Annotated in this window: 19 protein-coding genes, 1 tRNA gene and 1 other RNA gene; 13 read left to right on the top strand and 8 right to left on the bottom strand. The window is 71.2% G+C overall.

Translation table 11 applies throughout. The annotated features are described in order from the left end of the window. The first annotated feature begins 67 nt into the window (after positions 1–67). The 4 genes from NFX31_RS13125 (at position 68) to NFX31_RS13110 (ending at position 3842) form a co-directional block, all read left to right on the top strand. Complete coding sequence (locus NFX31_RS13125) at positions 68–1411, top strand: carbohydrate ABC transporter permease (protein ID WP_082072300.1); 1344 nt, start codon at positions 68–70, stop codon at positions 1409–1411. Next, positions 1411–2379: a carbohydrate ABC transporter permease gene (locus NFX31_RS13120; RefSeq protein WP_045250546.1), complete on the top strand. Its 969-nt coding sequence runs from the start codon at positions 1411–1413 to the stop codon at positions 2377–2379. Before NFX31_RS13125 ends, NFX31_RS13120 begins: the two co-directional genes overlap by 1 nt. A 134-nt stretch (positions 2380–2513) precedes the next feature. Continuing rightward, positions 2514–3161 (top strand): phosphatase PAP2 family protein, encoded by a 648-nt coding sequence (locus tag NFX31_RS13115; RefSeq protein ID WP_045250545.1) that lies wholly within the window; start codon positions 2514–2516, stop codon positions 3159–3161. Between the two features lie 63 nt (positions 3162–3224). Next, positions 3225–3842 (top strand): GNAT family N-acetyltransferase, encoded by a 618-nt coding sequence (locus NFX31_RS13110; protein WP_262955931.1) that lies wholly within the window; start codon positions 3225–3227, stop codon positions 3840–3842. A gap of 144 nt (positions 3843–3986) precedes the next feature. Here NFX31_RS13110 and NFX31_RS13105 read toward each other — a convergent pair whose 3' ends face one another. After that, positions 3987–5039: an asparaginase domain-containing protein gene (locus NFX31_RS13105; protein WP_262955930.1), complete on the bottom strand. Its 1053-nt coding sequence runs from the start codon at positions 5037–5039 to the stop codon at positions 3987–3989. After that, a complete protein-coding gene (locus tag NFX31_RS13100) occupies positions 5032–6531 on the bottom strand; it encodes an amino acid permease (RefSeq protein WP_262955929.1) in 1500 nt (499 codons plus the stop codon). Before NFX31_RS13100 ends, NFX31_RS13105 begins: the two co-directional genes overlap by 8 nt. Before the next feature lie 181 nt (positions 6532–6712). Between NFX31_RS13100 and NFX31_RS13095 the strand changes: the two genes are divergently transcribed. After that, entirely contained in the window at positions 6713–7351 is a 639-nt protein-coding gene (locus tag NFX31_RS13095; protein WP_091479417.1) for a FadR/GntR family transcriptional regulator, read from the top strand. Between the two features lie 98 nt (positions 7352–7449). On the opposite strand, the gene NFX31_RS13090 is transcribed toward NFX31_RS13095, so the two are convergent. Next, positions 7450–7537: transfer RNA gene (locus NFX31_RS13090), tRNA-Ser, on the bottom strand. 122 nt (positions 7538–7659) lie between these two features. Between NFX31_RS13090 and NFX31_RS13085 the strand changes: the two genes are divergently transcribed. Further along, the gene (locus NFX31_RS13085; RefSeq protein ID WP_258955425.1) at positions 7660–9072 is read left to right on the top strand and encodes an LssY C-terminal domain-containing protein; all 1413 of its coding nucleotides are present in this window, start codon (positions 7660–7662) and stop codon (positions 9070–9072) included. Positions 9073–9102: 30 nt separating this feature from the next. Here NFX31_RS13085 and NFX31_RS13080 read toward each other — a convergent pair whose 3' ends face one another. Continuing rightward, positions 9103–9561 (bottom strand): Lrp/AsnC family transcriptional regulator, encoded by a 459-nt coding sequence (locus NFX31_RS13080; protein WP_262955928.1) that lies wholly within the window; start codon positions 9559–9561, stop codon positions 9103–9105. A gap of 224 nt (positions 9562–9785) precedes the next feature. Between NFX31_RS13080 and NFX31_RS13075 the strand changes: the two genes are divergently transcribed. The 3 genes from NFX31_RS13075 to NFX31_RS13065 all read left to right on the top strand — a co-directional run bounded on the left by NFX31_RS13075 (position 9786) and on the right by NFX31_RS13065 (position 13852). Continuing rightward, on the top strand, positions 9786–12119 hold the full coding sequence (locus NFX31_RS13075) for a transketolase-like TK C-terminal-containing protein (protein ID WP_262955927.1): 2334 nt from the start codon (positions 9786–9788) through the stop codon (positions 12117–12119). A 71-nt stretch (positions 12120–12190) separates the two neighbouring features. Then, entirely contained in the window at positions 12191–13087 is an 897-nt protein-coding gene (gene trhO, locus NFX31_RS13070; protein ID WP_262955926.1) for an oxygen-dependent tRNA uridine(34) hydroxylase TrhO, read from the top strand. Positions 13088–13186: 99 nt separating this feature from the next. Beyond that, positions 13187–13852: a DedA family protein gene (locus NFX31_RS13065; RefSeq protein ID WP_262955925.1), complete on the top strand. Its 666-nt coding sequence runs from the start codon at positions 13187–13189 to the stop codon at positions 13850–13852. A 33-nt stretch (positions 13853–13885) separates the two neighbouring features. Here the strand turns inward: NFX31_RS13065 and NFX31_RS13060 are convergent, their stop codons facing one another. The 4 genes from NFX31_RS13060 to NFX31_RS13045 all read right to left on the bottom strand — a co-directional run bounded on the left by NFX31_RS13060 (position 13886) and on the right by NFX31_RS13045 (position 18900). Next, positions 13886–16198, bottom strand: coding sequence for a transglutaminase TgpA family protein (locus tag NFX31_RS13060; protein WP_262955924.1), 2313 nt, complete (start codon positions 16196–16198; stop codon positions 13886–13888). Then, entirely contained in the window at positions 16188–17468 is a 1281-nt protein-coding gene (locus NFX31_RS13055) for a DUF58 domain-containing protein (RefSeq protein ID WP_262955923.1), read from the bottom strand. The genes NFX31_RS13060 and NFX31_RS13055 overlap by 11 nt, the downstream gene beginning before the upstream one ends. 62 nt (positions 17469–17530) lie before the next feature. Next, positions 17531–18565, bottom strand: coding sequence for an AAA family ATPase (locus NFX31_RS13050; protein ID WP_262955922.1), 1035 nt, complete (start codon positions 18563–18565; stop codon positions 17531–17533). Positions 18566–18666: 101 nt separating this feature from the next. After that, complete coding sequence (locus tag NFX31_RS13045; protein ID WP_262955921.1) at positions 18667–18900, bottom strand: hypothetical protein; 234 nt, start codon at positions 18898–18900, stop codon at positions 18667–18669. Between the two features lie 625 nt (positions 18901–19525). Here NFX31_RS13045 and ffs point away from each other — a divergent pair. From ffs to NFX31_RS13025, 4 genes are all read left to right on the top strand, one after another. Next, positions 19526–19622: signal recognition particle sRNA small type (gene ffs / locus NFX31_RS13040), an RNA gene on the top strand. 56 nt (positions 19623–19678) lie between these two features. Further along, the gene (locus NFX31_RS13035) at positions 19679–20383 is read left to right on the top strand and encodes a hypothetical protein (protein ID WP_262955920.1); all 705 of its coding nucleotides are present in this window, start codon (positions 19679–19681) and stop codon (positions 20381–20383) included. A 139-nt stretch (positions 20384–20522) separates the two neighbouring features. Next, positions 20523–21257: a beta-phosphoglucomutase family hydrolase gene (locus tag NFX31_RS13030; RefSeq protein WP_045248792.1), complete on the top strand. Its 735-nt coding sequence runs from the start codon at positions 20523–20525 to the stop codon at positions 21255–21257. A gap of 25 nt (positions 21258–21282) precedes the next feature. Further along, positions 21283–23787 (top strand): glycoside hydrolase family 65 protein, encoded by a 2505-nt coding sequence (locus tag NFX31_RS13025; protein ID WP_262955919.1) that lies wholly within the window; start codon positions 21283–21285, stop codon positions 23785–23787. Positions 23788–23860: the final 73 nt, after the last annotated feature.

Below are 23860 nucleotides of genomic sequence, written 5' to 3'. Positions count from 1 at the left end.
GCGGCCCCGCAGTCGTCTCGGGAAGGTCCTGAAAGTGTTCACCGTCGAACCGTCATAAGGGGTCCACATGTCGCAAACCACAGCGACCGAGACCACGCGATCCAGTCGCAAGACCGAATCCGTGAGCTCCGGCCGCACGACCGCTTCCCGATCCGTCACGGTCGGCGCCTACATCGTCGGCGCCGTCGTGATCATCGGGGTCTTCTTCGCCCTCCTCGCCGGTGGTCCGGCGGACAACCCGAAGCCGACGTCGCTCGGCTTCTCGCTCAACAGCTTCTTCACCTGGATCGGCCAGCTGAACCCGCTGCTCCAGATCCCTCTGGTGCTCCTCGTGTTCGCCGTCGTCGCCGGAGTGCTGCTGGTGCTCATCGAGTACGCGCCGCGGCATGGGAAGGGCTACTTCTGGCTGCGCCTGGTGGCGTGCTTCGCCATCCCGGTCCTGGCGTTCATGATGCTGCGGCCCTACCAGAACGCCGTCGTCTACGTCATGATCATCGCGCTGGTCGCCGGCGGGCTGCTGTTCTTCGCGGACTACCGCGCGCGTGAGGGATCCGGCTACCTGTTCCAGCTCACGCTGTTCATGGCGCCCGCCACGCTTCTGCTCATCGTGGGACTCATCTACCCGGCCGTGAGCACGATCATCCAGTCGTTCTTCGACAAGACCGGCAAGGACTTCGTCGCGCTCGAGAACTACCAGTGGGTGTTCACGAACCCGGAGGGCTTCTGGTCCGTCATCAACACGCTGATCTGGGCGCTCATCGCCCCGATCGTGTCGACGATCTTCGGACTCGCGTACGCCGTGTTCATCGACCGGGCGCGCGGCGAGAAGATCCTCAAGGTGTTCGTCTTCATGCCGGTCGCGATCTCGTTCGTCGGCGCCGGCATCATCTGGAAGTTCATCTACGACTTCCGGCAGGGCGCGCAGATCGGTCTGCTCAACGCGATCGTCACCCTGTTCGGAGGCAAGCCCGTCTCCTGGCTGGACACCACCCCGCTCGTCAACACCATCTGCCTGCTGATCGTGTTCATCTGGACGCAGACCGGCTTCGCGATGGTGATCCTGTCGGCGGCCATCAAGGCGGTCCCGACCGAGCAGATCGAGGCCGCGTCGCTGGACGGCGCGAACGCCTGGGAGAGGTTCCGAAACGTCACGGTGCCGGGCATCCGCTCGTCGCTCATCGTGGTGCTGACCACGATCACGATCGCCTCGCTCAAGGTCTACGACATCGTCGCGGTGATGACCGGCGGCCGGGCGAACAGCACCGTGCTCGGCTTCGAGATGGTCAACCAGCAGCAGCGGTTCCAGAGCTACGGTCACTCGTCGGCCCTGGCCGTGGTGCTGTTCCTGTTCGTGCTGCCGCTGATCATCTACAACGCCCGGCAGATGGCCAAGCAGAGGGAGATCCGCTGATGAGTGCGACACAGGCGATCGTCACCGACAATCGCAGCAAGCGCCAGGTGGAGCGCGACACCCGCCGCAACGAGGCGACCGCGCAGAAGCGGCTCACGTCGCGGGGGGCCACGATCGCGGCGGTGATCATCGCGATCTTCTGGACGATCCCCACCCTCGGCCTGTTCGTCACATCGTTCCGTCCCGGTGCGGACTCGAACAGCACCGGCTGGTGGACGGTCTTCGTCGACCCGTCGTTCACGCTGAGCAACTACGCCGACGCGCTGACCTCGGGGGGCACCGCCCTCACGCTCGGCGCCTCGTTCGTGAACTCGCTCGCGATCACGATCCCGGCCACGGTGATCCCGATCTTCATCGCCTCGCTCGCCGCCTACGGCTTCGCGTGGATGAACTTCAAGGGCAAGAACCTCGTGTTCGTGTTCGTGTTCGCGCTGCAGATCGTGCCGATCCAGATGGCCCTGGTGCCGTTGCTGTCGCTGTTCTCGCGGGGGCTCACGCTGTTCGGGACGCAGATCTTCCCGGGCTTCACGCTGCGGGATGTCGACCACAGCTTCGCGACGGTGTGGATCGCGCACGCGATCTTCGCGATGCCGCTGGCGATCTTCATGCTGCACAACTTCATCGCGGAGATCCCCGGTGAGGTCGTCGAGGCTGCTCGGGTGGACGGCGCGGGCCACGGACAGATCTTCTTCCGGATCATCCTGCCGCTCGCGATGCCGGCCATCGCGTCGTTCGCGATCTTCCAGTTCCTCTGGGTCTGGAACGATCTGCTCGTGGCGACCATCTTCGCGCCGGAATCCTCCCTGCCACTGACCCAGACGCTGAACTCGCTGTCCGGCACCTGGGGCAACCAGTGGTACCTGCAGTCGGCCGGAACGTTCATCTCGATCATCGTTCCGCTGATCGTCTTCTTCGCGCTGCAGCGCTTCTTCGTGCGCGGCCTGCTGGCCGGCGCCACGAAGGGCTGAGCCCCCGCCGCCCCCGCTTCCGTCTATTTGCGTCAAACGGTGCCGTTTCGGCACCGGAACCAACGGTTTGACGCAAATAGACGGAGCGGGGGCGGCGTCGCGTCTGCCGGAGGGAGGTGGGGGAGAATGGGCGGATGACTCGTCGGGTGGCTCTCGTCCTTGGTCTCGCCGGGGTCGCGGCGACCCTGGTCACCGCCATCGTGCTGGCGACCTCGCCGAGCCTCATCGTCTCGCTCGACGACGCCTGGAACCTCGAGATGGTCGAGTGGCGCAATCCGGTGCTGACGGGCTGGGCGCTGGTGATGAACGTGCTCGGCGGCGGCTGGGTCGCGACCATCCTCGTCCCGCTCCTGATCGCGGTGCTCGCCTGGATCGGTCGCGGCTGGCGTGGGGCCGTCTTCGCGCTCGTGGCCTTCGTCTTCAGCGCAGGCCTCGTGCAGCTCGTCAAGCGGGCCCTGGGCCGCGATCGTCCCCAGGACCTGCTGATCGCCTCGGACTTCGGGTCCTTTCCCTCCGGTCACACCGCGAACGCCGCCGCCCTCGCCGTGGTGCTCTGGTTCCTGTTCCCGATGCTGTGGGTCGCGATCGGCGGCGCCCTGTGGACGGTCGCGATGGGTTTCTCGCGCACGGTGCTCAGCGTGCACTGGTTCAGCGACACGGTAGGCGGTGCGCTGATCGGCGCCGGAGCGGCCTTCCTCGTGGCCGCGGCGCTGTGGCGCTGGATCCGTCCGCCCCGGGCCCTCGCCGAGGCCGACGATCGGAGCGCGGATCCGCCTCGCTAGGCTGAGGGGGCGGCAGGCCCCGAACCCGTGCGGAGGGCCGGCGCATCGATCGAAGGGCATTCCGTGGCACGCATCCGACCGTTCCGCTCCGACGACATCGGCGGGCTGTACGACGTCTGCGTGAAGACCGCGGACGTCGGCGCCGACGCCACCGGCATGCTCGAGGACGACGCCCTCTGGGGCGATCTGTTCGCGGTGCCGTACGCGCGGCGCGACCCCGGCCTGTGCTGGGTGGTGGAATCCGACGACGGCCGGGTGATCGGCTACGTGGTCGCCACCGACGACACCGACGCCTTCGCCGCCTGGTTCCACGACGAGTGGTGGCCCTCCCGCCGGGACCGCTACCGCCGTTCGGGAGCGTCGGAGCCGACCGCGCAGGACCGCTTCATCGCATACGGCGACCGGCAGGCGCCGGGCGACGACCCGATCGTGCGGGAGTACCCCGCGCATCTGCATATCGACCTGCTGCCGGAGACCCAGGGGCAGGGGCTCGGACGCCGTCTGATCGACACCCTCCTCGCCGAGCTCGCGCGTCGCGACGTGCCGGCGCTGCACCTCAGCATGAACGCCGCCAACGCCCCGGCCGGTGCGTTCTACGAGCGGCTCGGTTTCACGCAGCTCGCCTCGGGCGACGGCAGCACCACCTACGGCATCACGATCCCGGCGGCATCGCTCCGCTGAGCCCGCGCCGAAGATCCGCACCGGCGGGATCCGTGGCGGCGTGCGGCGGGCGGGAGATCCCCCGACATCCCGTCCACCGCACGCCGCGTCTGCTCCCTCGTGGCGGAGAAGCGGCGCATCGCCGGCGCCCCGCCACGGGGCGTCTCATCCGCGCCGTTCGCCGATCAGGTTCAGCGCGAGGAGCTCCCCGAGCTCGTCGCCGACGACGCCGGCGCGCACCAGCGCACCGAGCTTGCCCAGCGCGGCCTCGCTCGTCATGTCGCCGCCGCCGATCGCTCCGGCATCGGCCAGGGCGGACCCCACCGCGTAGCGGTCCAGCACCACGGGACCGTCCTCGCACTGCGTCACGGCGAGCACGACGGTGCCGCGTGCGGTCGCCGTGCGGATCGGGCCGAGGAGGCCTCCGCTCACCGCCGGCGCGGTGCCGGATCCGTAGCATTCCAGCACGATCCCGGTGGGGCACTCCTCCAATGCGGCGACGAGCTGCGCCGCGCTGAGCCCGGGCGAGACCTTGACCAGCCCGGTTCTGGGGGAGGGGGTGCCCGCCGCCTCTCGCAGCGCAGCAGCGAGGAGTCGATCGACTCCGGTCGGGGACTCTGCGAGGCTCCGCGGCGCCGCGAACGCGCGCAGGCTCTGGGTCGATCGCTTGGTCGCGCGGACCGCCGGAAGGAGGGATCCGCCGAAGGCGATGTGCACTCCGTGCGGAGCGTCGCGATCCGCAGCGGCCACCGCCAGCGAGAGGTTGTCGACCGCGTCGGAGCCCTCGGCGCCGAGCGGACGCTGCGCGCCCGTGAACACGATCGGCGTCGGAAGGTCGGCGAGCGCGAAGGCGGCGAACGCGGCGCTGTAGGCGAGGGTGTCGCTGCCGTGGATCACGACCACCCCGCGCGGATCGTGCCGGGCGATGATCTCCCGGAGCTGGTCCGCGAGCCTGCCGAGGGCCTCATCGTCCATCTCGGCGCTGTCCACCGCGGACGCGGTCGCCGAGTAGACCCATGCGAGCGGGCCGCCGTCGGCTCCCCGGGCGTCCGCCATGAGCCCCTCGACCTCCTCGCGCAGGTGCGGGTTCGGGATCAGGCCCTGGGCAGAGGGGACCATGCCGAAGGTGCCGCCCGTGTACAGGACCGCGAGCGGACCCGAGGATCTCGGCCGATCGACCGCGGGCGATGCCGGATCCGTCCGTCGCGACTCAGCCATCCGCATCCGCTGCTCCCCTCGTCACTGCATCGTCCTCGCGTGCTCTCAGGTCGATCGCGGCGGTGAGCGCCTGTGCGTCGACCCGGCCCCGGACCGCGTACCAGCCGACCACGAGCAGCACGATCACGGCGCCGAAGGCGATGAGCGTGATGCGGCCCACGCCCTGGTCGAGCGCCATCAGGAGCACGACCAGGGCGAGGAACCCCAGGGTGATGCCGTTGGTGACGGGCGCCCAGGGCAGTCGGAACGACGGGCGCTCGCGCCCCTCCGCCTTCATCCTGCGGACGAACAGCCAGTGGCAGACGATGATCGACGCCCAGACGCCGACGATCCCGAGGCCGGCGAGGTTGAGCACGATCTCGAACACCTGGCCGGGGACGACCATGTTCAGGAAGACGCCGATCACGCCGAGGCCGGTGGTGATCAGGATCCCGCCGTACGGCACTCCGGCCTTGTTCATCCGCCGGGCGAACTTCGGGCCGGTACCCGCCATCGCGAGCGAGCGGAGCGTGCGACCCGTGGAGTACAGCCCGGCGTTCAGGCTCGACATGGCGGCGGTGAGCACGACGAGGTTCATGATGTCGCCGGCGTGCGGGACGCCGATGGCGCTCATCACCGTCACGAAAGGGCTCTCGTTCGCCTTGTACGCGTTCCACGGCATCAGGAGCGTGAACAGCACGACCGAGCCGGCGTAGAAGAGCATGATGCGCCACATGATCGAGTTGACCGCGCGGGGGACGACGGCGCGCGCATCCTTGGCCTCGCCCGCGGCGACGCCGACCATCTCGGTGCCGCCGTAGGCGAAGACCACGCCGAGGGCGATGACGAACATGGCGCCGATCCCCATCGGGAAGAAGCCCCCGTTCTCGGTGATCATGGCGAGGCCGGGACGATGCCCGTCGATGGGCGTCTGCGTGACGATGAGGGAGATGCCGAGGATCCCGAACAGCACGATCGCGCCCACCTTGATCAGCGCGAACCAGTACTCCAGCTCCCCGAACAGCACCGCGGACGTGACGTTCATCGCCATGACGATGATGAGCGCCACGAGGGCGATGACCCACTGGGGGATCGGCGTGAAGAACGACCAGAAGTGGGTGTAGAGGGCGATCGCGGTGATGTCGGCGATGACCGTGGTGCCCCAATCGAGGAAGAACAGCCACCCGACCGTGAAGGCGCCCTTCTCGCCCATGAACTCACGGGCGTACGAGACGAACGCGCCCGACGACGGCCGGTACATCACCAGCTCTCCGAGCGCCCTGACGACGATGAAGGCGAAGAGGCCGCAGACGATGTAGACGACGGCGAGCGACGGTCCCGCGATCTCCATGCGGCCGCTCGCTCCGAGGAACAGCCCCGTTCCGATCGAGCCGCCGATCGCGATCATGTTCATGTGCCGGCGCTTGAGCGCCTTGCGGTATCCCTGGTCGCCGACGTCCGCGACGACCTCCTGCCGCTCGTTCTCGACCCGAACCTCGTTGTTCTGCGTCACCCCAATGCCTTCCTGCATCGTCGATGGTTTCTGTCTGGCTGTCGGACAGCTTATGGCGAGGGGGAGGGCCGTGCAACATCGGCGCATCGAGGCTTGAGAGGGCGTCGGTATGCTGGGGGCTTCCAGAAGACCGGGGGAGATCGTGCTCGAGGACGCTGTTCCCGTCACCCCGATTAAGCGCGTGAGCGCGGCGGAGGCGACGTTCCAGGCCCTGCAGGCCCTCATCGCGAGCGACGGCGTGGCGATCGGCGACCGTCTTCCCGGGGAAGTCGAACTGGCCCGGAGATTCGGCGTGAGCCGGGCGATCCTGCGCGAGGCGCTCGGGGCCTGCGCGACGCTCGGCCTGACCGAGACGCTGACGGGCAGCGGCACGTACATCCGTGCGAAGAAGCCCCGACCCCAGCTCACGTTCGGCGGCTACTCCGCGGTCGACCTGATCGAGGCGCGGCCGCACATCGAGATCCCCGCCGCGGGCTACGCCGCCGAGCGCCGCACGCCCGAGCAGCTCGAGCGGATGCGCTCCCTGCTGGACCGGATGCGTCAGGCGGCGGACCTGCGGGCATGGGTGCGCCTGGACGGTGAGTTCCATCGCCTGATCGCGGAGGCCAGTGGCAACCCCGTGCTCGCCGCCATGGTCGACTCGCTGCGGCAGGCGCTGGATCCCCAGTCCGAGTTCCTCAACATCACCAAGGCTCGGCAGTCGTCATCGGACGAGGAGCACGCGCGCATCGTGGAAGCGATCGCGTCGGGCTCGGCGGAGGCGGCGCGGGAGATGCTGGCCCGCCATCTCTCCCAGGTGGCGGAGGCGCTCGCCGACTGAGACGCCGGCCACGGTGCCCCTCGGACGCCCGGTCCGGCAGGGACGTGACGAAGGCCCCGATCTCCCCGCGGCTTCTGCGGGAGTCGGGGCCTTCGATCTGGCGGTGACGGCGGGATTCGAACCCGCGGTTGCTTGCACAACACACGCTTTCCAAGCGTGCTCCTTCGGCCGCTCGGACACGTCACCAGGAGGACAACCTGATCAGTCTATCCGATCCCGCGGCGTGATCCCGACCAGGTGCGCCGGGTCAGGGCGGTGAGCCCGTCGGCCGTGCCAGGATGAGGACGACCGAGAAGGAGAGCCCCCCCGTGACCGGCACCGATCCCGCGCACGCCGACGGGCAGCACCCGTCGAGACGCCGCTGGGCGCTGCAGATGCAGCAGCCGCTGCCGTCGTCCACGGTGTTCGACCGGATCGCCTTCCTCGTCGGCACGGCGTCGGCGGTCTGGCTCGCGGTGATCATCTCGCTGCAGACGTTCCGCTACGCCTGGTCGGTGCTGCTGTTCGTGCCGGTGTGGGCGATCATGGCGTACCTCGTGCTGCCGCGTCTGCACCGCATGCTCTCCGACCTCTACGTGCCCGACTACTTCTTCGGGCGCACCCGCACCGCCGACGGCCTGCTCGGGGATCCGGTGAACCTCGGCGTCGACGGCACGGCCGAGCAGCTCGACGCCGTCATGACGCGTGCGGGCTGGCACCGCGCGGACGAGATCACCGCGATGTCGACGTGGGGGATCATCGTCTCGACGCTGACGCGGCGGAGCTACCCGACCGCGCCGGTCTCTCCGCTGATGCTGTTCGGGCGCCGTCACGACGTGGCCTATCAGCAGGAGGTCGCGGGCAATCCGAAGCAGCGCCACCACGTGCGGTTCTGGCACTGCCCGCCCGGGTGGCTGCTGCCCGGCGGCGCCCAGACCGACTGGCTGGGCGCGGGAACCTACGACACCGACGTGGGGCTCAGCCTGTTCACCCTGCAGGTGACCCACCGCATCGACGAGAACACCGACATCGAGCGCGACTTCGTGGTGCAGAGCGCCCGCGAGGCCGACCCCGCGGTGCGGGTGCGCGACCTGCGCGACTTCACCACCGGCTATCACTCGCGCAACGGCGGCGGCGACCGCTTCATCACCGACGGCCATCTGCCGATCCTCGACGTGACAGCGGTGGTCGTCCCCCGCGCGACGGATCCGATCCCCGCGACGGATCCGGCGCCCGCATCCGTCGATGCCACGGCGCAGCGACGAAGCCCCGGGCGCGGCGAGCCGCTGCGCGTCACCGCCCAGCGCTCGATCCGGCGCGCACCGCTGTCGACGTTCTTCGCCGTGGGGGTCGTGGTGCTGGGGGCGCTGCTGGATCTGGGCGGGCTGCTGATCGGCGCAGCGACCGATGCGGACATCCGCCGGATCCTGGCCGACGGGCCCACGGACCAGGCCGTCGTGCTGCTCGTGGTGATCGGCTTCGGCGTGCTGGTCTCGCTCGCGCAGCTGCTGATGGCGTGGGCGGTGCTGCGGCGGGGTCGCCGCTCGAGGGCCGTGCTCATGGTGCTGCTGGCGATCGGGGTGCTCTCGACCGCGATCGACTACATCGACGGGAGGGCCGCACTCGGCTTCAACGGCACGCTGCTCGCGGCGTCTCTGCAGTGCCTGGCGCTGCTCGCGCTGTCGAGCGAATCCGCGGGGGCCTGGGCCCGCCGTCGCTCCGAGCCCTCGCGCGAGAGCTGACCACGACGTCGGGGCGGATCGTCGGGCGGCTCAGAGCAGCTGGGCCACGCGGTAGGGGACCATCTCGCGCATGACGAGGCCGGTGCTGGTGCGCTTGACCCCGTCGACGTCGAGGATCCGGCCTGCGATGCGGTACAGGTCGTCGATGTCGCGGGCGGCGACCCGGATCAGCAGGTCGGTGACGCCGGAGAGCCCGAGCACCTCGATGACCTCCGGGATGCCGGCCAGCTCCGCGCCCACGCTGTCGAGCTTTCGCTGGGTGACCCGCGTGACGATGTAGGCGCCGAGCGGATAGCCGAGGAAGGCCGGATCGACCCGGCGCTCGAGCGAGCGCAGCACGCCTTCGCGTTCGTAGCGGTCCAGGCGCGACCGCACCGTGTTGCGGGCGAGGCCGGTCGCCTCGGCGAGGGCGACGATCGTGGCGGCGGGGGAGCGGATCAACTGGCGCAGGAGGGCGGTGTCCGTGCGGTCCGCGGCGCGAGGGCTCATCCTGATCACGTCCGATCTTCGGGGAGAGGCTGTTTTGAGTGATCTGTTCAACATCAGATCGATCTATTGTCAGGGTGGTGTGACGCTGGTGCAATAGGGCGACAATCTGCTTCTGCACAGATGCTTCGTTCCGGTTCGCGACGCGCGCGCCGGCGCGACACCCCACGAGGGCCGGCATCGAGGCCGCGGCGAGGACGCCGCGCGCCCGTCCGAGGAGGAATCCGATGACCCCGCTCACCGCGCCTGCGCCCGCCGCCGTGTCGACCGACGACCGGCTCTCCACCCTGACCCGCATCGAACGGCGGGTGCTGTGGCTGGCCACCTCGATGGTGCACCATGCGAACCGCGTGCGCCCCAACCCCTCCGGCCTCAAGGTCGGCGGACATCAGGCCTCCAGCGCATCGATCGCGACCATCATGACCGCGCTGTGGTTCGAGCAGCTGCGCCCCGAGGATCGCGTCTCGGTCAAGCCGCACGCCTCGCCCGTGCTGCACGCGATCAACTACCTCCTGGGCGGCCTCGAGGATCACCACATGACGTCGCTCCGCCAGTTCGGCGGCGTGCAGAGCTACCCGAGTCGCACCAAGGATCCGGACGTCGTCGACTACTCGACCGGATCGGTCGGGATCGGAGCCACGGCGCCGATCTGGGGTGCGATCGCCCGCCGCTACGCCTCCTCGCTGTCGGGGGAGTCGCCGAGGGGGCGTCAGTACTCGCTGGTGGGCGATGCGGAGCTCGACGAGGGAGCGGTGTGGGAGGCGCTGCTGGATCCGCACGTGCACGACCTCGGCGAGATCGTGTGGATCGTCGACCTCAACCGGCAGTCCCTGGACCGGGTCGTGCCGGACATCGCGGCAGGCAAGCTCGAGCGCATGTTCGCCGCCGTCGGCTGGCAGGTGATCACCGTCGCGTTCGGACGCCGCCTGGAGGAGCTGTTCTCCCGGGAGGGCGGTGAAGCTCTGCGAAGCCGGATCCTGGACATGCCGAACCCGGAGTACCAGAGGCTGCTGCGCTGCCCCGTCGACGAGCTGCGTCGTCGCCTGCCCGGTGCGGGGCCGGATGCGGCCGCGATCCGCGCCCTGCTGGAGGGCATCGACGACGCCGACCTGCGCGCGGCGATCCGCAACCTCGGCGGCCACGATCTGGAAGCGCTGCGCGCGGCGTTCGCCCGGATCGACGACACCCGGCCGACGGTGATCATCGCGTACACGATCAAGGGCAACGGGCTGCCCACCGAGGGGCACCCGCAGAACCACTCCTCGCTGCTGACGCGGGACCAGTACGCCGAGCTCGCCGAGCGACTGGGCGAGGACCCGGCCGCGCCCTGGCGGCGCTTCGCCGCCGACACCGCGGAGGGCGTGCTGTGCGCGCAGACCGCCGAGCGTCTCCGCCGCCCCGAGGTCCCGGCGGCCGCCGCGCATCCGGTTCCGGTCGACTTCGGCCGCACGCCGGCCGGCACGGGCACCACCCAGGCCGCCCTCGGGCGCGTGCTGCTCGACCTCACCCGATCCGCCCCCGAGGTCGCCCGGCGCGTGGTGACAGCGAGCCCGGACGTCAGTTCCAGCACCAACCTCGCCGGGTGGCTCAACAAGGTCGGGGTGTGGTCGACCGACGACCGGCCGGACTGGTTCGACGACGACGGCGAGACGATCATGCACTGGCGCGAGCGTCCGAGCGGACAGCACATCGAGCTCGGCATCGCGGAGGTGAACCTCGTCAGCCTCCTCGGCGAGCTGGGCGCGACCTGGAGTCGCTGGGGTCAGCCGCTGTATCCGATCGGCGTGCTGTACGACCCGTTCGTGGAGCGCGCCCTGGAGCCGTGGTCGTACGGGATCTACGCGGGCGGGCAGTCGATCCTCGTGGGCACGCCGTCGGGCGTGAGCCTCGCCGGCGAGGGCGGTGCGCATCAGTCCATCAAGACGCCGTCGATCGGCCTGGAGCAGCCGGGCTGCACGAGCTACGAGCCGGCGTTCGTGCAGGACGTGGAGTGGACGCTCCTCGCGGCCATGGCGCAGATGGGGCGCCCGGGCGGGAAGTCGGCCTATCTGCGCCTGTCCACCAAGCCCGTCGATCAGGCGCTCGCCGCGATCCCGTCCGACCCGGCGGCCCGGGAGCGCCGGCGGCGCCAGGTCGTCGCCGGCGGATTCCGGCTGCGCTCGGCCGATGCGCCGCGGGTGGCGATCGCCGCCATGGGCGCGATGATCCCCGAGGCCTGCGCCGCGGCGGACCGTCTCGAGGCGCTGGGATGCGCGGCCGACGTGGTGTGCGTCACGAGCCCCGGCCTGCTCTTCGAGGCTCTGCGTGCCCGCGACGGCGACGGCGACGGGGAGAGCTGGATCCTCGAGCAGCTGCTACCGGCGGATCGGGCCGTGCCGCTGGTGACCGTGCTGGACGGGCACCCGCACGCCCTCGCCTTCCTCGCCGGCGTGCGCGGGGTGCCCGCGCGGCACCTGGGGGTCAGCCGCTTCGGGCAGGCCGGCGACCTGGAGGACGTCTACCGCTACCACGGCATCGACGTCGACAGCATCGTCCGCACGGCCCTCGACCTCGTGGACTGATCCGGGCGGGCCGGGCGCATCCGGGGCGGACCCGGGCGGGCGCGGGCGGATCGCACGCCTAGAATCTCCTGGTGCCCACCCCGAAGATCGTGCTGTTCTACGCCTTCGCGCCACTCCCGGACCCCGAGGCGATCCGGCTCTGGCAGCGCGACCTGTGCGAGGCGCTGAACCTGCGCGGCCGGATCCTGATCTCCGCGCACGGCATCAACGGAACCCTCGGCGGCGACCTCCCCGCGGTGAAGAAGTGGCTGCGCTCGTTCCGCGCGTACGCGCCGTTCCGGGACGCCGACGTGAAGTGGAGCGAGGGCACCGCGGTCGACGCCGAGGGACGCAGCGCCGACTTCCCGAAGCTGAGCGTCAAGGTGCGTGACGAGATCGTCTCGTTCGGCGCCCCGGACGAGCTGCGCGTCGACGAGCAGGGAGTGGTCGGCGGAGGCGCCAGGCTCACCCCGGACGCCCTGCACGACCTGGTGGCCGAGCGCGGCGACGAGGTCGTGTTCTTCGACGGGCGCAACGCCCTGGAGGCGCAGATCGGCCGGTTCCGCGGCGCGATCGTGCCCGATGTGGAGACCACGCGGGACTTCGTCGGCCTTCTCGACTCGGGTGCGTACGACGACCTCAAGGGACGTCCGGTCGTCACGTACTGCACGGGCGGGATCCGCTGCGAGGTGCTTTCGAGCCTGATGACGGCCCGCGGGTTCGGCGAGGTGTACCAGCTGGAGGGCGGCATCGTCCGCTACGGCGAGCGCTTCGGCGATGACGGGCTCTGGGACGGATCGCTGTACGTGTTCGACGGACGCGGATCCGTGGACTTCTCCGATCACGCCGCCGTCATCGGCGTCTGCGCCGGGTGCGGAACGGCCACGAACCGCACGGCCAACTGCCCCGATCCGTCGTGCCGCCACCAGGCGGTCGTCTGCGCGGAGTGCGTCGCCGTGCCCTGCCAGGAGCACGCCGACGCGGCGTGATCCGGCGGAAGGGCGCCCTACCGCGGTCGGGGTGAACAGTTCGGAACATCACTCCAGGGGATGACGACGGCGCCCGGGCCGCGCCGTAGCGTGGTGCGCATGGACCTGCTGAACGCCTGGCTGCTGCACGCCGCCGGACAGCTCTGGCTGTTTCCCGTGCTGCTGGTGTTCTTCTTCATCGACGGCTTCGCGACCATCCTCCCCAGCGAGACGGCGCTCGTGGCGCTCGCGGCCCTGTCCCTGCACAACGGGGAGCCGAACCTCCTGGTGCTGGGGATCGTCGCGCTGGTCGGGGCGGTCGCGGGCGACAACATGGCGTACCTGCTGGGGAGCACGATCGGGACTGAGCGGTGGGCGTGGATGCGTCGCCCGCGCGTGCGCAAGATGTTCGAGTGGGCACGGTACGAGCTCGACAAGCGGGGAGCCGCCCTCATCTTCACCGCGCGGTACATCCCGTGGGGCCGGGTCGCCGTGAACTACATGGCGGGGCAGACGGGCTATCCGCATCGGCGGTTCTTCCTGTTCGACCTGTTCGCGTGCCTCACCTGGGTGGCCTACGCCCTCGGCATCGGCCTCCTCGCCGGGCAGTGGGTGCACGACAACCCGCTGCTGGGCGTGGGGATCGCGGTGGTGTTCGCCGTGATTCTGGGATTCGGCATCGACCACGTGCTGCGCTGGTGGCATCGGCGCCGCGGCGACGCCGAGCCGGCGCGTCCCGGATCCGCGCGGGAGGGCGTGTCGCCGACGGCGGCGACGGGCGAGTGACGCGGATCCGGCGGGCGCGACGAGGTCGCCGGATCAGGAGGCGGAGGCCGCGAGCAGGCGGGCGCCGAGAAGCGACCGCGGGATGAGCGCGGCGGCGATCCTGTCTCGGCGGGACACCTGCCGTCGGAGCGCGCGGCGGATCGCGTCGAGCGGTGCGCGGAGGTCGCCGGCGTCCGCCGACGATCCGGGCGGCGCGTAACTCGTTCTCTCGATCGCCCGCACCAGCGCCTCCATGGCGGCAGGATCCACTCCGCGTTCCCGCACCAGACGCTCGCCGCGGCGTCGCGGCGACTCCGCGGGCGGCGCCGGCAGCCCCAGATCCTGCAGCGCGGCGCGCAGCTCCGTCCACGCGGCCGCGGCGTCCCCGCGGCGCGCGGCGGAGCGGCGTCTCACGATCTGCAGGCGACGCAGGGCCGCGGGCATCAGCAGCACGACGACCACGCCGCCCATCGTCCAGAGCGCCGGTGCCGTGAGAAGGCCGTTCGGGGTGGCGGAGCCCGTGGCGCCAGCCTCGGGCACGTCGAGGTTCTTCGGATCCTTCGTGCCCCCCGTCGAGGTCGGCACCGGCGTCGGGCCCGTCGTCGCGGCGGTGTCGCCGCCGGAACCCGAACCGGTCGCCGCCGCGAACGCGGTCGGCACGCCCCGGCTCGCGGTCGGCTCGAACGGGATCCAGCCGATGCCGGAGAAGTACACCTCCGGCCACGAATGCAGCTGATCCGAGGACACCTCGAAGACGACCTTGCCGTCGTCGGAGCGGCGATCGGTCGCCGTGCCCGGAAGGTAGCCGACCACGATGCGTGTCGGCATCCCCAGCGAGCGCGCCATGAGCGCGAACGCTCCGGCGAAGTGCACGCAGTAGCCTTCGCGCACCGTGAGGAACTTCGCCACGGCATCGACGTTCGTGCCGTCGAAGCGGTCGTCGACGGGCGTCTGCAGCGAGTAGCGGAACCCGGCCCGGAACCACGTCTGCAGCGCGATCAGCCGGTCGTAGTCGTTGGTCGCCCCGCCGATCACCTGACGCGCATCGTCGGAGATGATGGCGGGAAGGTCGGACGGCAGCGCGCGCAGCTCCGCCGGCGCGTCCGATCCGGAGGCGCTGGCGGCGCGGATCTGGTCGAGCGTGGGCACGAGCGTCTTCGTGTCGATCGTGTAGTTCTGATCCGCTGCGTCGGCGTTGGCGGCGACCACCGTCCGGTTGTCGGCGGCGGCGTTCCAGGTGCCGGTCTCGCCGCGCACGCCGGTGGCCTGGTACGGCACCGGGAGCCAGGATCCGGCGATCCCTGCGGTGCGCACCGTGGTCTTGCCCGTATGCACGGCGACGCCGTCGGGGGCGATCACCTCGCCGAAGCCCTGCGAGAGCGGCACGGTGGCGGGACGATCCGGCTGCCAGGTCGAGCCGTCGAACCGGCTGAGCGTGGCGATGCGCAGATAGGGGGGCGTGCCGTCCTGAGTGATGAGGGTGAGGGCCGTGACGGGGGAGGGGCGACGCAGGTCCTGGCCGAGGTTGAGGGTGGCGCTGAGGGTGGTGGTGCCGCCGCCGGTGCTGATTCCCGCCGCCGACACCGGCAGGAGCGGTGCGACGACCAGCGCCGCGACGATCGCGAGCGCGCCGATCATGACGGCCGGGAGGCGACGCGTCGGTGCCGGCGCCGCGGCGGCCGTGCGGGCTCCTTCGCGCGCCGGGCCGTCTTCCTCCGGCGCCCGGGAGGATCCGGTGGGACGGAAGCGCACGCGCAGGAACAGCAGGATCACGATGGCGAGACCGATGAACCACACCGGGTCCACGCCGTGGTGCACGACGATCGCGGGCACCGCACCGAGCAGCGAGACCAGGACCGCGGCCACGATCGGCGAGCGCAGCGGCACCAGCACCAGGTCCAGGACGACGGCGATGAGCCCGGCGGCGAAAGCGATCGACACCGCCAGCGCCGGCGTGGAGGCCAGTGGGGCGACGCCGCCGCGGATCTCGCCGAGCGCCGCCGAGACGAGGGCGTCGACGGCGCGCCACACCTCGGGCGTCGGCAGCAGCCACGCCGTGCCGAGCTGGCGCGCAGCGAAGACGGTCAGGGCGATCGCGCCGGCGATGAGCTGCACGACGGGAACGGCCGGGATCGCGACCCATGCCGGTGCACGGCGGGCGAGCAGCCGCACCGCGGCCCCCGCCAGGATCACGGTGGTGGCGACGCCGGTGGCGCCTGCGCTCCAGCTGCCCGGCTGCACCACGGTCGACAGGGGCCACACGCCCACGACCAGACCCAGGGCCGTGAGCAGGGCGGCGGCGACGGGCCCGCCCTCGGCGAGCGGCCGCCGCGCGGGTCCCGCGTAGGCGCTGGACTCAGCGGACATGGGCCGACTCCGTCTCCGCGCCGGCGGCATCTGTTCGTCCGGGGCTCCCGGAGGACCGGGCGAGGGGGGCGGCGCCGGCGTCCACGGTGGCGGATCCGGGCTCGGCGGCGCCGGCGTCGGTCCAGGCGTCGGCGGGGTCGTCGCCCAGGGCGGCCGTCGCCCAGCCCTGCATCCCGGCGGCGGCCAGCGCGTCGGCCGTCGTCGAGGTCGCCAGCAGGATCGGGGATCCGGCGCCGCCGTGGGGCAGGGATCCGGCGTCGGCGGGGTCGATCGTGCCGGTGATGACGACGAGCGGGCCGACGGTGTGGCCCTCGGCCGCGGCCGGGAGTCCGTGGTCGCGCTCGCCGGAGCGCGGCGAGGTGCCCGCGAGGCTCACCAGGAGACCGTCGCGTTCGTCCTCGGCGCCGCGCAGCCGGCCGATGAGCACCCCGGTCGCATCGACCACGTCGACGGCGAAGCCCTGGTCCACCAGGTGCACGGCGATCGACGCGCACGCCGTCACGGCACGGTCGAAGCCGTTCAGGTCGGTCTCGCCGTCCGCGTTCTGCCAGCGTGCTCCGGCGCGGTCGAGGACGACCAGCGCGTCGGGGCTGGACTCCTGCTCCTCCTGCCGCACCATGAGATCGCCGCGGTGCGCTGTGGCGCGCCAGTGGATCCGGCGCATCGAGTCGCCCGGCACGTACCGGCGGGGGGAGAGGTTGTCGGTTCCCTGCCCGAGGCGGTGAGAGGACGTCTGCGCGGTGCCTCCGGCGCGTCCGGTGCGGTCGGCGAGCCGAGGCAGCGGCAGCACGGCGGGGACGATCGTGATCGGGGTGACGTCGCCGAGCTCGTCTGTGCGGGCGAACAGACCGAACGGATCCGACGTGGTCAGCTGCAGGGGGCCCAGAGAGGCCAGCCCGCGGCGCACGCCCGAGATCGGATAGACCATCGTCATCGCGGTGCCCCCGGGAACGGCCTCGGCATCGGCGGCGGGGAAGCTCCCGGTCGCGGAGCCGAGCACGGCGGGCGGGAGGACGTCGCGCCAGAGGCCGGCGGGCGGCCGCATCACGGTGCGCACCTCGACGCGCATCCGGACGGTGGTGTCGTCGCCGACGGTCAGCAGGTCGGCCGCGACGGTGCGGTCGACTCGGATGCGCCGGCGCGGTGCGAACACGAACAGCGCGGCGAGCACGAGCATGCCGAACAGCAGCGCGGCGACGTAGAGCAGCACGGGAGCGGCGAGCACGTTCGCGGCGATGGCGAGCAGGATCCCGGCGAGGAGCGTGCTCACCCCGCGCCCGGTCATCCTGCGGCCGGGCGGATCCGCCGCGTGTCGCGGCCGCTCCCGCCGGCTCACCTCGGCAGGCCCACCGGGACCGGGATGCGCCGCACGATCCCCTCCAGCGCCGCCTCGATGGGGCGGGCGCCGGCTCGGTGCAGGCCGCGAGCGGCGATGAGGCGGTGCGCGAAGACCTCCGGCAGCAGCGCGATGAGATCGTCGGGGATGACGTAGTCGCGGCCGTCCAGCGCCGCCTGCACCTTCGCCGCGCGGACGAGCTGGAGGGTCGCCCGCGGGCTCGCGCCGAGGTGAAGATTCGGGTCGGAGCGCGTGGCCTGCGACAGGGCCACCGCGTACTCCTCGAGTGCGGGGGCGACGTGCACCGCCCGCGCCCAGGTGATCAGGGCGCGCACGTCGGTCGCCGCGAGCACCGGCCGGATCGCGTCGAGCGGGTTCGCGGTGTCGCGCTGACGCAGCATCAGGGTCTCTGCGGCCGCATCGGGGTAGCCCATCGAGATGCGCATCATGAAGCGGTCGCGCTGCGCCTCGGGGAGCGCGTACGTGCCCTCCATCTCGAGCGGGTTCTGGGTGGCGACGACGAGGAACGGGTCCGGCAGAGGCCGTGAGTGCCCGTCCACAGTGACCTGATGCTCTTCCATGGCCTCCAGCAGCGCCGACTGGGTCTTGGGGGAGGAGCGGTTGATCTCGTCGGCGATCACGATGTGCGCGAACACGGCGCCGGGCTTGAACTCGAACTCCTGCGCGACGGGGTTGTAGACGCTCACGCCCGTGACGTCGCCGGGGAGCAGGTCGGGCGTGAACTGGATCCGGCGCACTGTCGCGTCGATGCTCGCGGCCAAGGCGCGGGCGAGCATGGTCTTGCCGACGCCAGGGACGTCCTCGACGAGCATATGCCCCTCGGCGAGGAGGCAGACGAGAGCGCTGCGCACGGCGTCGTCCTTGCCGTCGATCACCGCGGTGATCGAGGCGAGGATGGCGGAGGTCTGGCGGGCGAACTCGGCGGCGTCGATGGCGCCGGAGGAGCCGGCGCGCGACGACCCTTCCTCGGTGCTGGCTGTGGCGACGTCGGCGGTGTTGGTGGCGTGCATGCGTCCCTCTCACCGGGCGCCGCGGTGCGCCCGCGTCTTGATCGTAACCCGGCACTGCGACGCGAGGGCAGGGCGACCGTGCGGTCGGCCGGCGCGACGGCTCAGGCGAACTGGACGCGGCGCGGTGGGGTGTCGGTGCAGGTGTGGCCGTCGGGGCTGGTCCATTCGATGACGCCGCCGGGGTGCGGGGTCGCGGTCCAGCGCCATCGGTCGTCCTGGTCGGGGTGTTTCAGGCCGTGGTGCCCGCGGCAGAGGCAGCACAGGTTGGCGACGTCGGTGGGGCCGCCCCGAGCGTGGTCGTGGTTGTGGTCGATGTCGCCCGGACGGGCGGGCATCCGGCAGCCGGGGAATCGGCAGTGCCGGTCCCGTGCGGAGGAAGCGGCGCATCCGCTCGGTGGGCGCGTACGTGTCGGTGCGGGTGAGCATCCCGCGTGCGTCGAGGAACAGCCTGTCCCACACGCCGCCGAGGTCGGCCCTCCGTGGGCTCAGCCCCGGGCTGCGCGGCGTCGCCGGTCGACCGGATCCGCCGAGCCATCGTCGTCAGCCGATCGTGCGCGGCGTGCGCGAGCACCGAGGGCAGCAGGATCCCCAGCCACGCCATTCCGTCGTCGACGTCGGTCACCCGCACCTGCCGATCGCCCCGGGCTCGGCGATGCCGCTCAGCCACCGTCTGCGGGGCGACCGCCGCCACCACCCCCCGAGCAGCGCCGCCTTCTCTGCCTCCAGCCCGGCGATCCGGCGATCGATCCGGGCGCACCGGTCCACGATCTCGCCGCATCGGGCGGAATACGAATCAGGGGCGAGTGGCATGAGTCGAGAAGAGAACAAAGAAACGAACAAGGGCGAGACTGTGGATAACCAGTTAGGAACAAAACTGTGGTGACGCGGGACGCCCGCGCCCCAGGGTCGCCGTTGCCGCCCCTCAGGTCGCCGACGCCCGCGGCCTCGGGTAGACTGGACGACGGCTCTCCGCGTGGCGGCACCCAGGCCAACTCCCCCAGGGCGGAAACGCAGCAAGGGTAACCAGGCTCTGTCGGGTGCGCGGAGGGTCTTTTCTTTTGCCCGGGCCATCCGGATCCGGATCCGCGCGCTCCGACGCGCTAGGGTCCGAGCATGGCATCGGACGAGCCCAGGCCCACCGTGTACTCCGCGGTGCCGAAGCACCTCACCGCGCCGTACGTGATCCCGCCGCTCGAGCACGATCGGAACGGGAGGCCTCAACCGGTGGGCGTACCGGAGCCCGCGCCGCCGCCGCGCCGCTCCTGGACGCCCGTGATCTTCATCGGGATCGCGGCCCTCATCGTGATCCCCGCCGTCCTCGGCCTGGTCGCGGGCCTGTCCGACGTTCCCGCCGACGACGTCGTCTCTCCGCCGGTGGACGTGGTCGAGACGCCGGCCGCCGCAACGACCCCGGACCCCGCGACCCCGGACCCCGCGGCGGCGGATCCGGCCTTCCCGGGATTGGATCCGGCAATGCTGAAGGAGCTGCTGCAGAATCCCGCCGCACACGCGGGCGAGCAGCACACCGCCTACGTCGAGATCCAGGTCGGCACGGAGAGCATCCCGCAGAGCCTGCGCGACACCACGGGCCTCGTCGGGTTCGCGGGTGCGGAGCAGCCGACGCAGACGCTCCAGGATGCCGCGAACCCCGTCGCGCTCACGGCGGATCCGGGGATTCTCGATGCTGCCGTGCGCGGCGACGTGCTGCGCGTCCGGTTCCAGGTCGTGCAGCCCGGCGACCGCACCACTCTGTACAACGGCGCGGGCATCGCCGAGCTGCGTGTCGTGGGCGCGGACAAGGTCGGATCCTTCTCCTGATCGGGACGGGCCGTCGCGTGACGAGAATCGGCCCGTCGCGCGCCTTCCGGCGGGCACCGGCGCCCACTACCCTGGACAGGGTGGCACCCCGACGTGCCGATCCGTTCGATGCCGTTCTCAGCCACCCGGAGGCTTCGCCGTGCCCGACACCCCCGCGCTTCCCGACCTGCACCGCGCCGCCGCCGTGCTGTTCGACCTGGACGGCGTGCTGACCCCGACCGCCGAGGTGCACATGCGCGCCTGGAAGGCCGTGTTCGACGAGGTGTTCACGCTGTGGGGCATCACGCCCGAGTACACCGACGAAGACTACTTCGCGTATGTCGACGGGAAGAAGCGGTACGACGGCGTCGCCAGCCTGCTGCGCAGCCGCAACGTCGAGATCCCGTGGGGGTCCGTGGACGACGACCCCGAGGCCGACACGATCTGCGGCATCGGCAACCGGAAGAACGTCGCCTTCTCCGAAGCCCTGCGCCGCGACGGCATCGCGCCCTATCCCGGGTCCCTCGCCCTGCTCGAGGAGCTGCGCGCCGCCGAGGTTCCGCTCGCGGTGGTGTCCAGTTCGAAGAACGCGGAGGAGGTGCTGGCGACCGCAGGCATCCGCGACTTCTTCACGGTCGTGGTCGACGGCGTCGTGGCCGAGCGCGAGCACCTGGCGTCCAAGCCCGCCGCCGACGTCTTCCGCGTGGGCGCGGAGCGCATCGGCGTGGATCCCGCATCCGCCGTCGCGGTCGAGGACGCCACCAGCGGCGTCGCGTCGGCGGCCGCCGCCGGCTACGGAACGGTCGTCGGCGTCGACCGCGGAGCCGGATCCGAATCCCTCCTCGCGAACGGGGCCACGGTCGTCGTGGACGACCTCGCCCGCTTCCTGTCCTGAACCACCCCTTCACGGAGACCACTGCATGATCGATCGCGACCTCTTCCCCGTCGACCCGTGGCGTCTCGTCGAGACGCAGTATCCGCACGTCAGCCCTGGCGTCTCGGAGACGCTGCTCGGCCTGGGCAACGGCTATCTGGGTCTGCGCGGCAACCACATCGAAGGACGGGGCGCACTCGAGCACGGCACGTTCATCAACGGCCTGCACGAGACGTGGAAGATCCGTCACGCCGAGCAGGCCTTCGGGTTCGCCGAGGTGGGACAGACCATCGTGAACGCGCCCGACGCGAAGGTCATGCGCGTGTACGTCGACGACGAGCCGCTGAGCTTCGACGAGGCGGACGTGCGGGAGTACCGTCGCGAGCTCGACTTCCGGACCGGGATCCTCACGCGCGAGGTGCTGTGGGTGACCCCCTCCGGCAAGCGGGTGCGGATCCGCGACGAGCGCATCGTGTCGTTCGTGGAGCGGCACCTGGCCGTGCTGCGCCTCGAGGTGGTCGTCGAGAACGCGGACGCCCCGGTGACGATCTCGTGCCAGCTGATCAACCGGCAGGACGGCGAGGACGTGTACGGCGGGGTTCCGTCGATGGCGGCGGGCTCTCCGGGCGAGAAGGCCGGCTTCGATCCGCGCAAGGCGGAGCGGTTCGGCGACCGGGTGCTGCAGCCCGCGGAGTTCTGGCAGGACGGCGGGCGCTCGGCGCTCGCGTACCGCGTGGCGAACTCGGGGATGACGCTCGCCGTGGTCGCCGATCACCTGGTCGAGACCGAGAACGAGTACACGGCGCGGCAGCTCGTCGAGCCGGACATCGCGAAGAACGTGTTCCGCGTGCAGGCGAAGGCGGGCGTGCCCACGAGGGTCACGAAGCTCGTCAGCTATCACACCTCCCGCGGCGTGCCCGCGCGCGAGCTCATCGACCGCTGCCGGCGCACCCTCGACCGCGCCGCGGTGGAGGGCGTCGAGGCGCAGTTCGCCAAGCAGGCGCAGTGGCTGGGCGCGTTCTGGGAGCGCAGCGACGTGCGCATCGCGGGGCACGACGACCTGCAGCAGGCGACGCGGTGGTGCCTCTTCCAGATCGCGCAGGCGTCCGCGCGTGCAGACGGCGCCGGGGTCTCGGCGAAGGGCGTGTCCGGATCCGGCTACGGCGGGCACTACTTCTGGGACACCGAGGTGTACGTGCTGCCGTTCCTCACCTACACGTCACCGCAGTTCGCGCGCAACGCGCTGCGCTGCCGGGTGCACATGCTGCCGGCCGCGCGCCGGCGTGCGGGCCAGCTCAACGAGGGCGGGGCCCTGTTCCCGTGGCGCACGATCAACGGCGAGGAGGCCAGCGCGTACTACGCCGCCGGCACCGCGCAGTACCACATCAACGCCGACGTCAGCTACGCGCTGGGCAAGTACGTGCGCGCCACCGGCGACGACGAGTTCCTCTACCGCGAGGGCGTGGACATCGCCGTGGAGACCGCGCGGATGTGGGCCACGCTCGGGTTCTGGCGCTCCGCCGACGGCGTGGACACGTTCCACATCCACGGCGTGACCGGCCCGGACGAGTACACCACCGTCGTGAACGACAACCTGTTCACGAACGTGATGGCGCGCTACAACCTGCGCTTCGCCGCGCGGGTCGTGCGCGAGATGGCGGCGGATGCGCCGGAGGCGTACGACGCGGCCGTGGAGCGGCTCGGAATCGACCCGGCCGAGGTCGAGCGCTGGGAGCGCGCCGCCGATGCGATGCACATCCCGTTCAGCCCGGCGCTGGGGATCCATCCGCAGGACTCCCTGTTCCTCGAGCGCGAGGTGTGGGACCTGCCGAACACCCCCGCGGAACAGCGTCCGCTGCTGCTGCACTTCCACCCGCTGGTGATCTACCGGTTCCAGGTGCTGAAGCAGGCCGACGTGGTGCTCGCGCTGTTCCTGCAGGGCAACCACTTCACCGAGGCGGAGAAGCTCGCCGACTTCGAGTACTACGACCCGCTCACCACGGGCGATTCGACCCTGTCGGCGGTCGTGCAGTCGATCCTCGCCGCCGAGGTGGGCTATCAGGACCTCGCGCACGAGTACTTCGAGCACGCCATCTACGTCGATCTGGGCGACCTGCACCGCAACGCCTCCGACGGCGTCCACGTCGCCTCCGCGGGAGGCGTGTGGACCGCGCTCGTCTGCGGCTTCGGCGGCATGCGCGATCACGACGGCGAGCTCAGCTTCGACCCGCGTCTTCCGGGCGACTGGCCCGAGCTGTCCTACCCGCTGCAGTGGCACGGATCCCAGCTGCAGATCACCCTGACCGCGGACAGGCTGCTCGTCGAGGTGCGCTCGGGAGACCCGGTCTCGTTCTCCGTGCGCGGGACCGCGCATTCGGCTTCCGTCGACAGCCCCGCCGCGGTGCCGCTCCCGGATCAGGGGCCGGTGCTGCACGGCCGCCCGGAGTTCGGCCGGCAGGCCCGGCGCGAGGACGGGACGATCCTGTCTCCGACGGTGCCGACGACCTCGGCGATCCCGATCGTCGGTTTCGTCGGCGAGTCGGGGGAGTAGCTCCCGGCGGGCGCACGGCGCTTCGCTCGGAGACGTGCGTCTCGGTCGGACGGATCCTCGGATCCGGTCCGGC

The organism is Microbacterium azadirachtae (assembly GCF_025583665.1).
Classification (GTDB): Bacteria; Actinomycetota; Actinomycetes; order Actinomycetales; family Microbacteriaceae; genus Microbacterium; species Microbacterium azadirachtae.
Note: the sequence above shows the minus strand (reverse complement) of the source record. Positions and strands in the feature narration are given on the sequence as shown.

Excerpts from the sequence above, each read along its gene's own strand:
- NFX31_RS13125 (WP_082072300.1), top strand. The coding sequence starts at position 68 with ATGTCGCAAACCACAGCGACCGAGACCACGCGATCCAGTCGCAAGACC.
- NFX31_RS13120 (WP_045250546.1), top strand. The coding sequence starts at position 1,411 with ATGAGTGCGACACAGGCGATCGTCACCGACAATCGCAGCAAGCGCCAG.
- NFX31_RS13115 (WP_045250545.1), top strand. The coding sequence starts at position 2,514 with ATGACTCGTCGGGTGGCTCTCGTCCTTGGTCTCGCCGGGGTCGCGGCG.
- NFX31_RS13105 (WP_262955930.1), bottom strand. The coding sequence starts at position 5,039 with ATGGCTGAGTCGCGACGGACGGATCCGGCATCGCCCGCGGTCGATCGG.
- NFX31_RS13080 (WP_262955928.1), bottom strand. The coding sequence starts at position 9,561 with ATGAGCCCTCGCGCCGCGGACCGCACGGACACCGCCCTCCTGCGCCAG.
- NFX31_RS13075 (WP_262955927.1), top strand. The coding sequence starts at position 9,786 with ATGACCCCGCTCACCGCGCCTGCGCCCGCCGCCGTGTCGACCGACGAC.
- NFX31_RS13065 (WP_262955925.1), top strand. The coding sequence starts at position 13,187 with ATGGACCTGCTGAACGCCTGGCTGCTGCACGCCGCCGGACAGCTCTGG.
- NFX31_RS13060 (WP_262955924.1), bottom strand. The coding sequence starts at position 16,198 with ATGTCCGCTGAGTCCAGCGCCTACGCGGGACCCGCGCGGCGGCCGCTC.
- NFX31_RS13050 (WP_262955922.1), bottom strand. The coding sequence starts at position 18,565 with ATGCACGCCACCAACACCGCCGACGTCGCCACAGCCAGCACCGAGGAA.
- NFX31_RS13045 (WP_262955921.1), bottom strand. The coding sequence starts at position 18,900 with ATGCCCGCCCGTCCGGGCGACATCGACCACAACCACGACCACGCTCGG.
- NFX31_RS13035 (WP_262955920.1), top strand. The coding sequence starts at position 19,679 with ATGGCATCGGACGAGCCCAGGCCCACCGTGTACTCCGCGGTGCCGAAG.
- NFX31_RS13025 (WP_262955919.1), top strand. The coding sequence starts at position 21,283 with ATGATCGATCGCGACCTCTTCCCCGTCGACCCGTGGCGTCTCGTCGAG.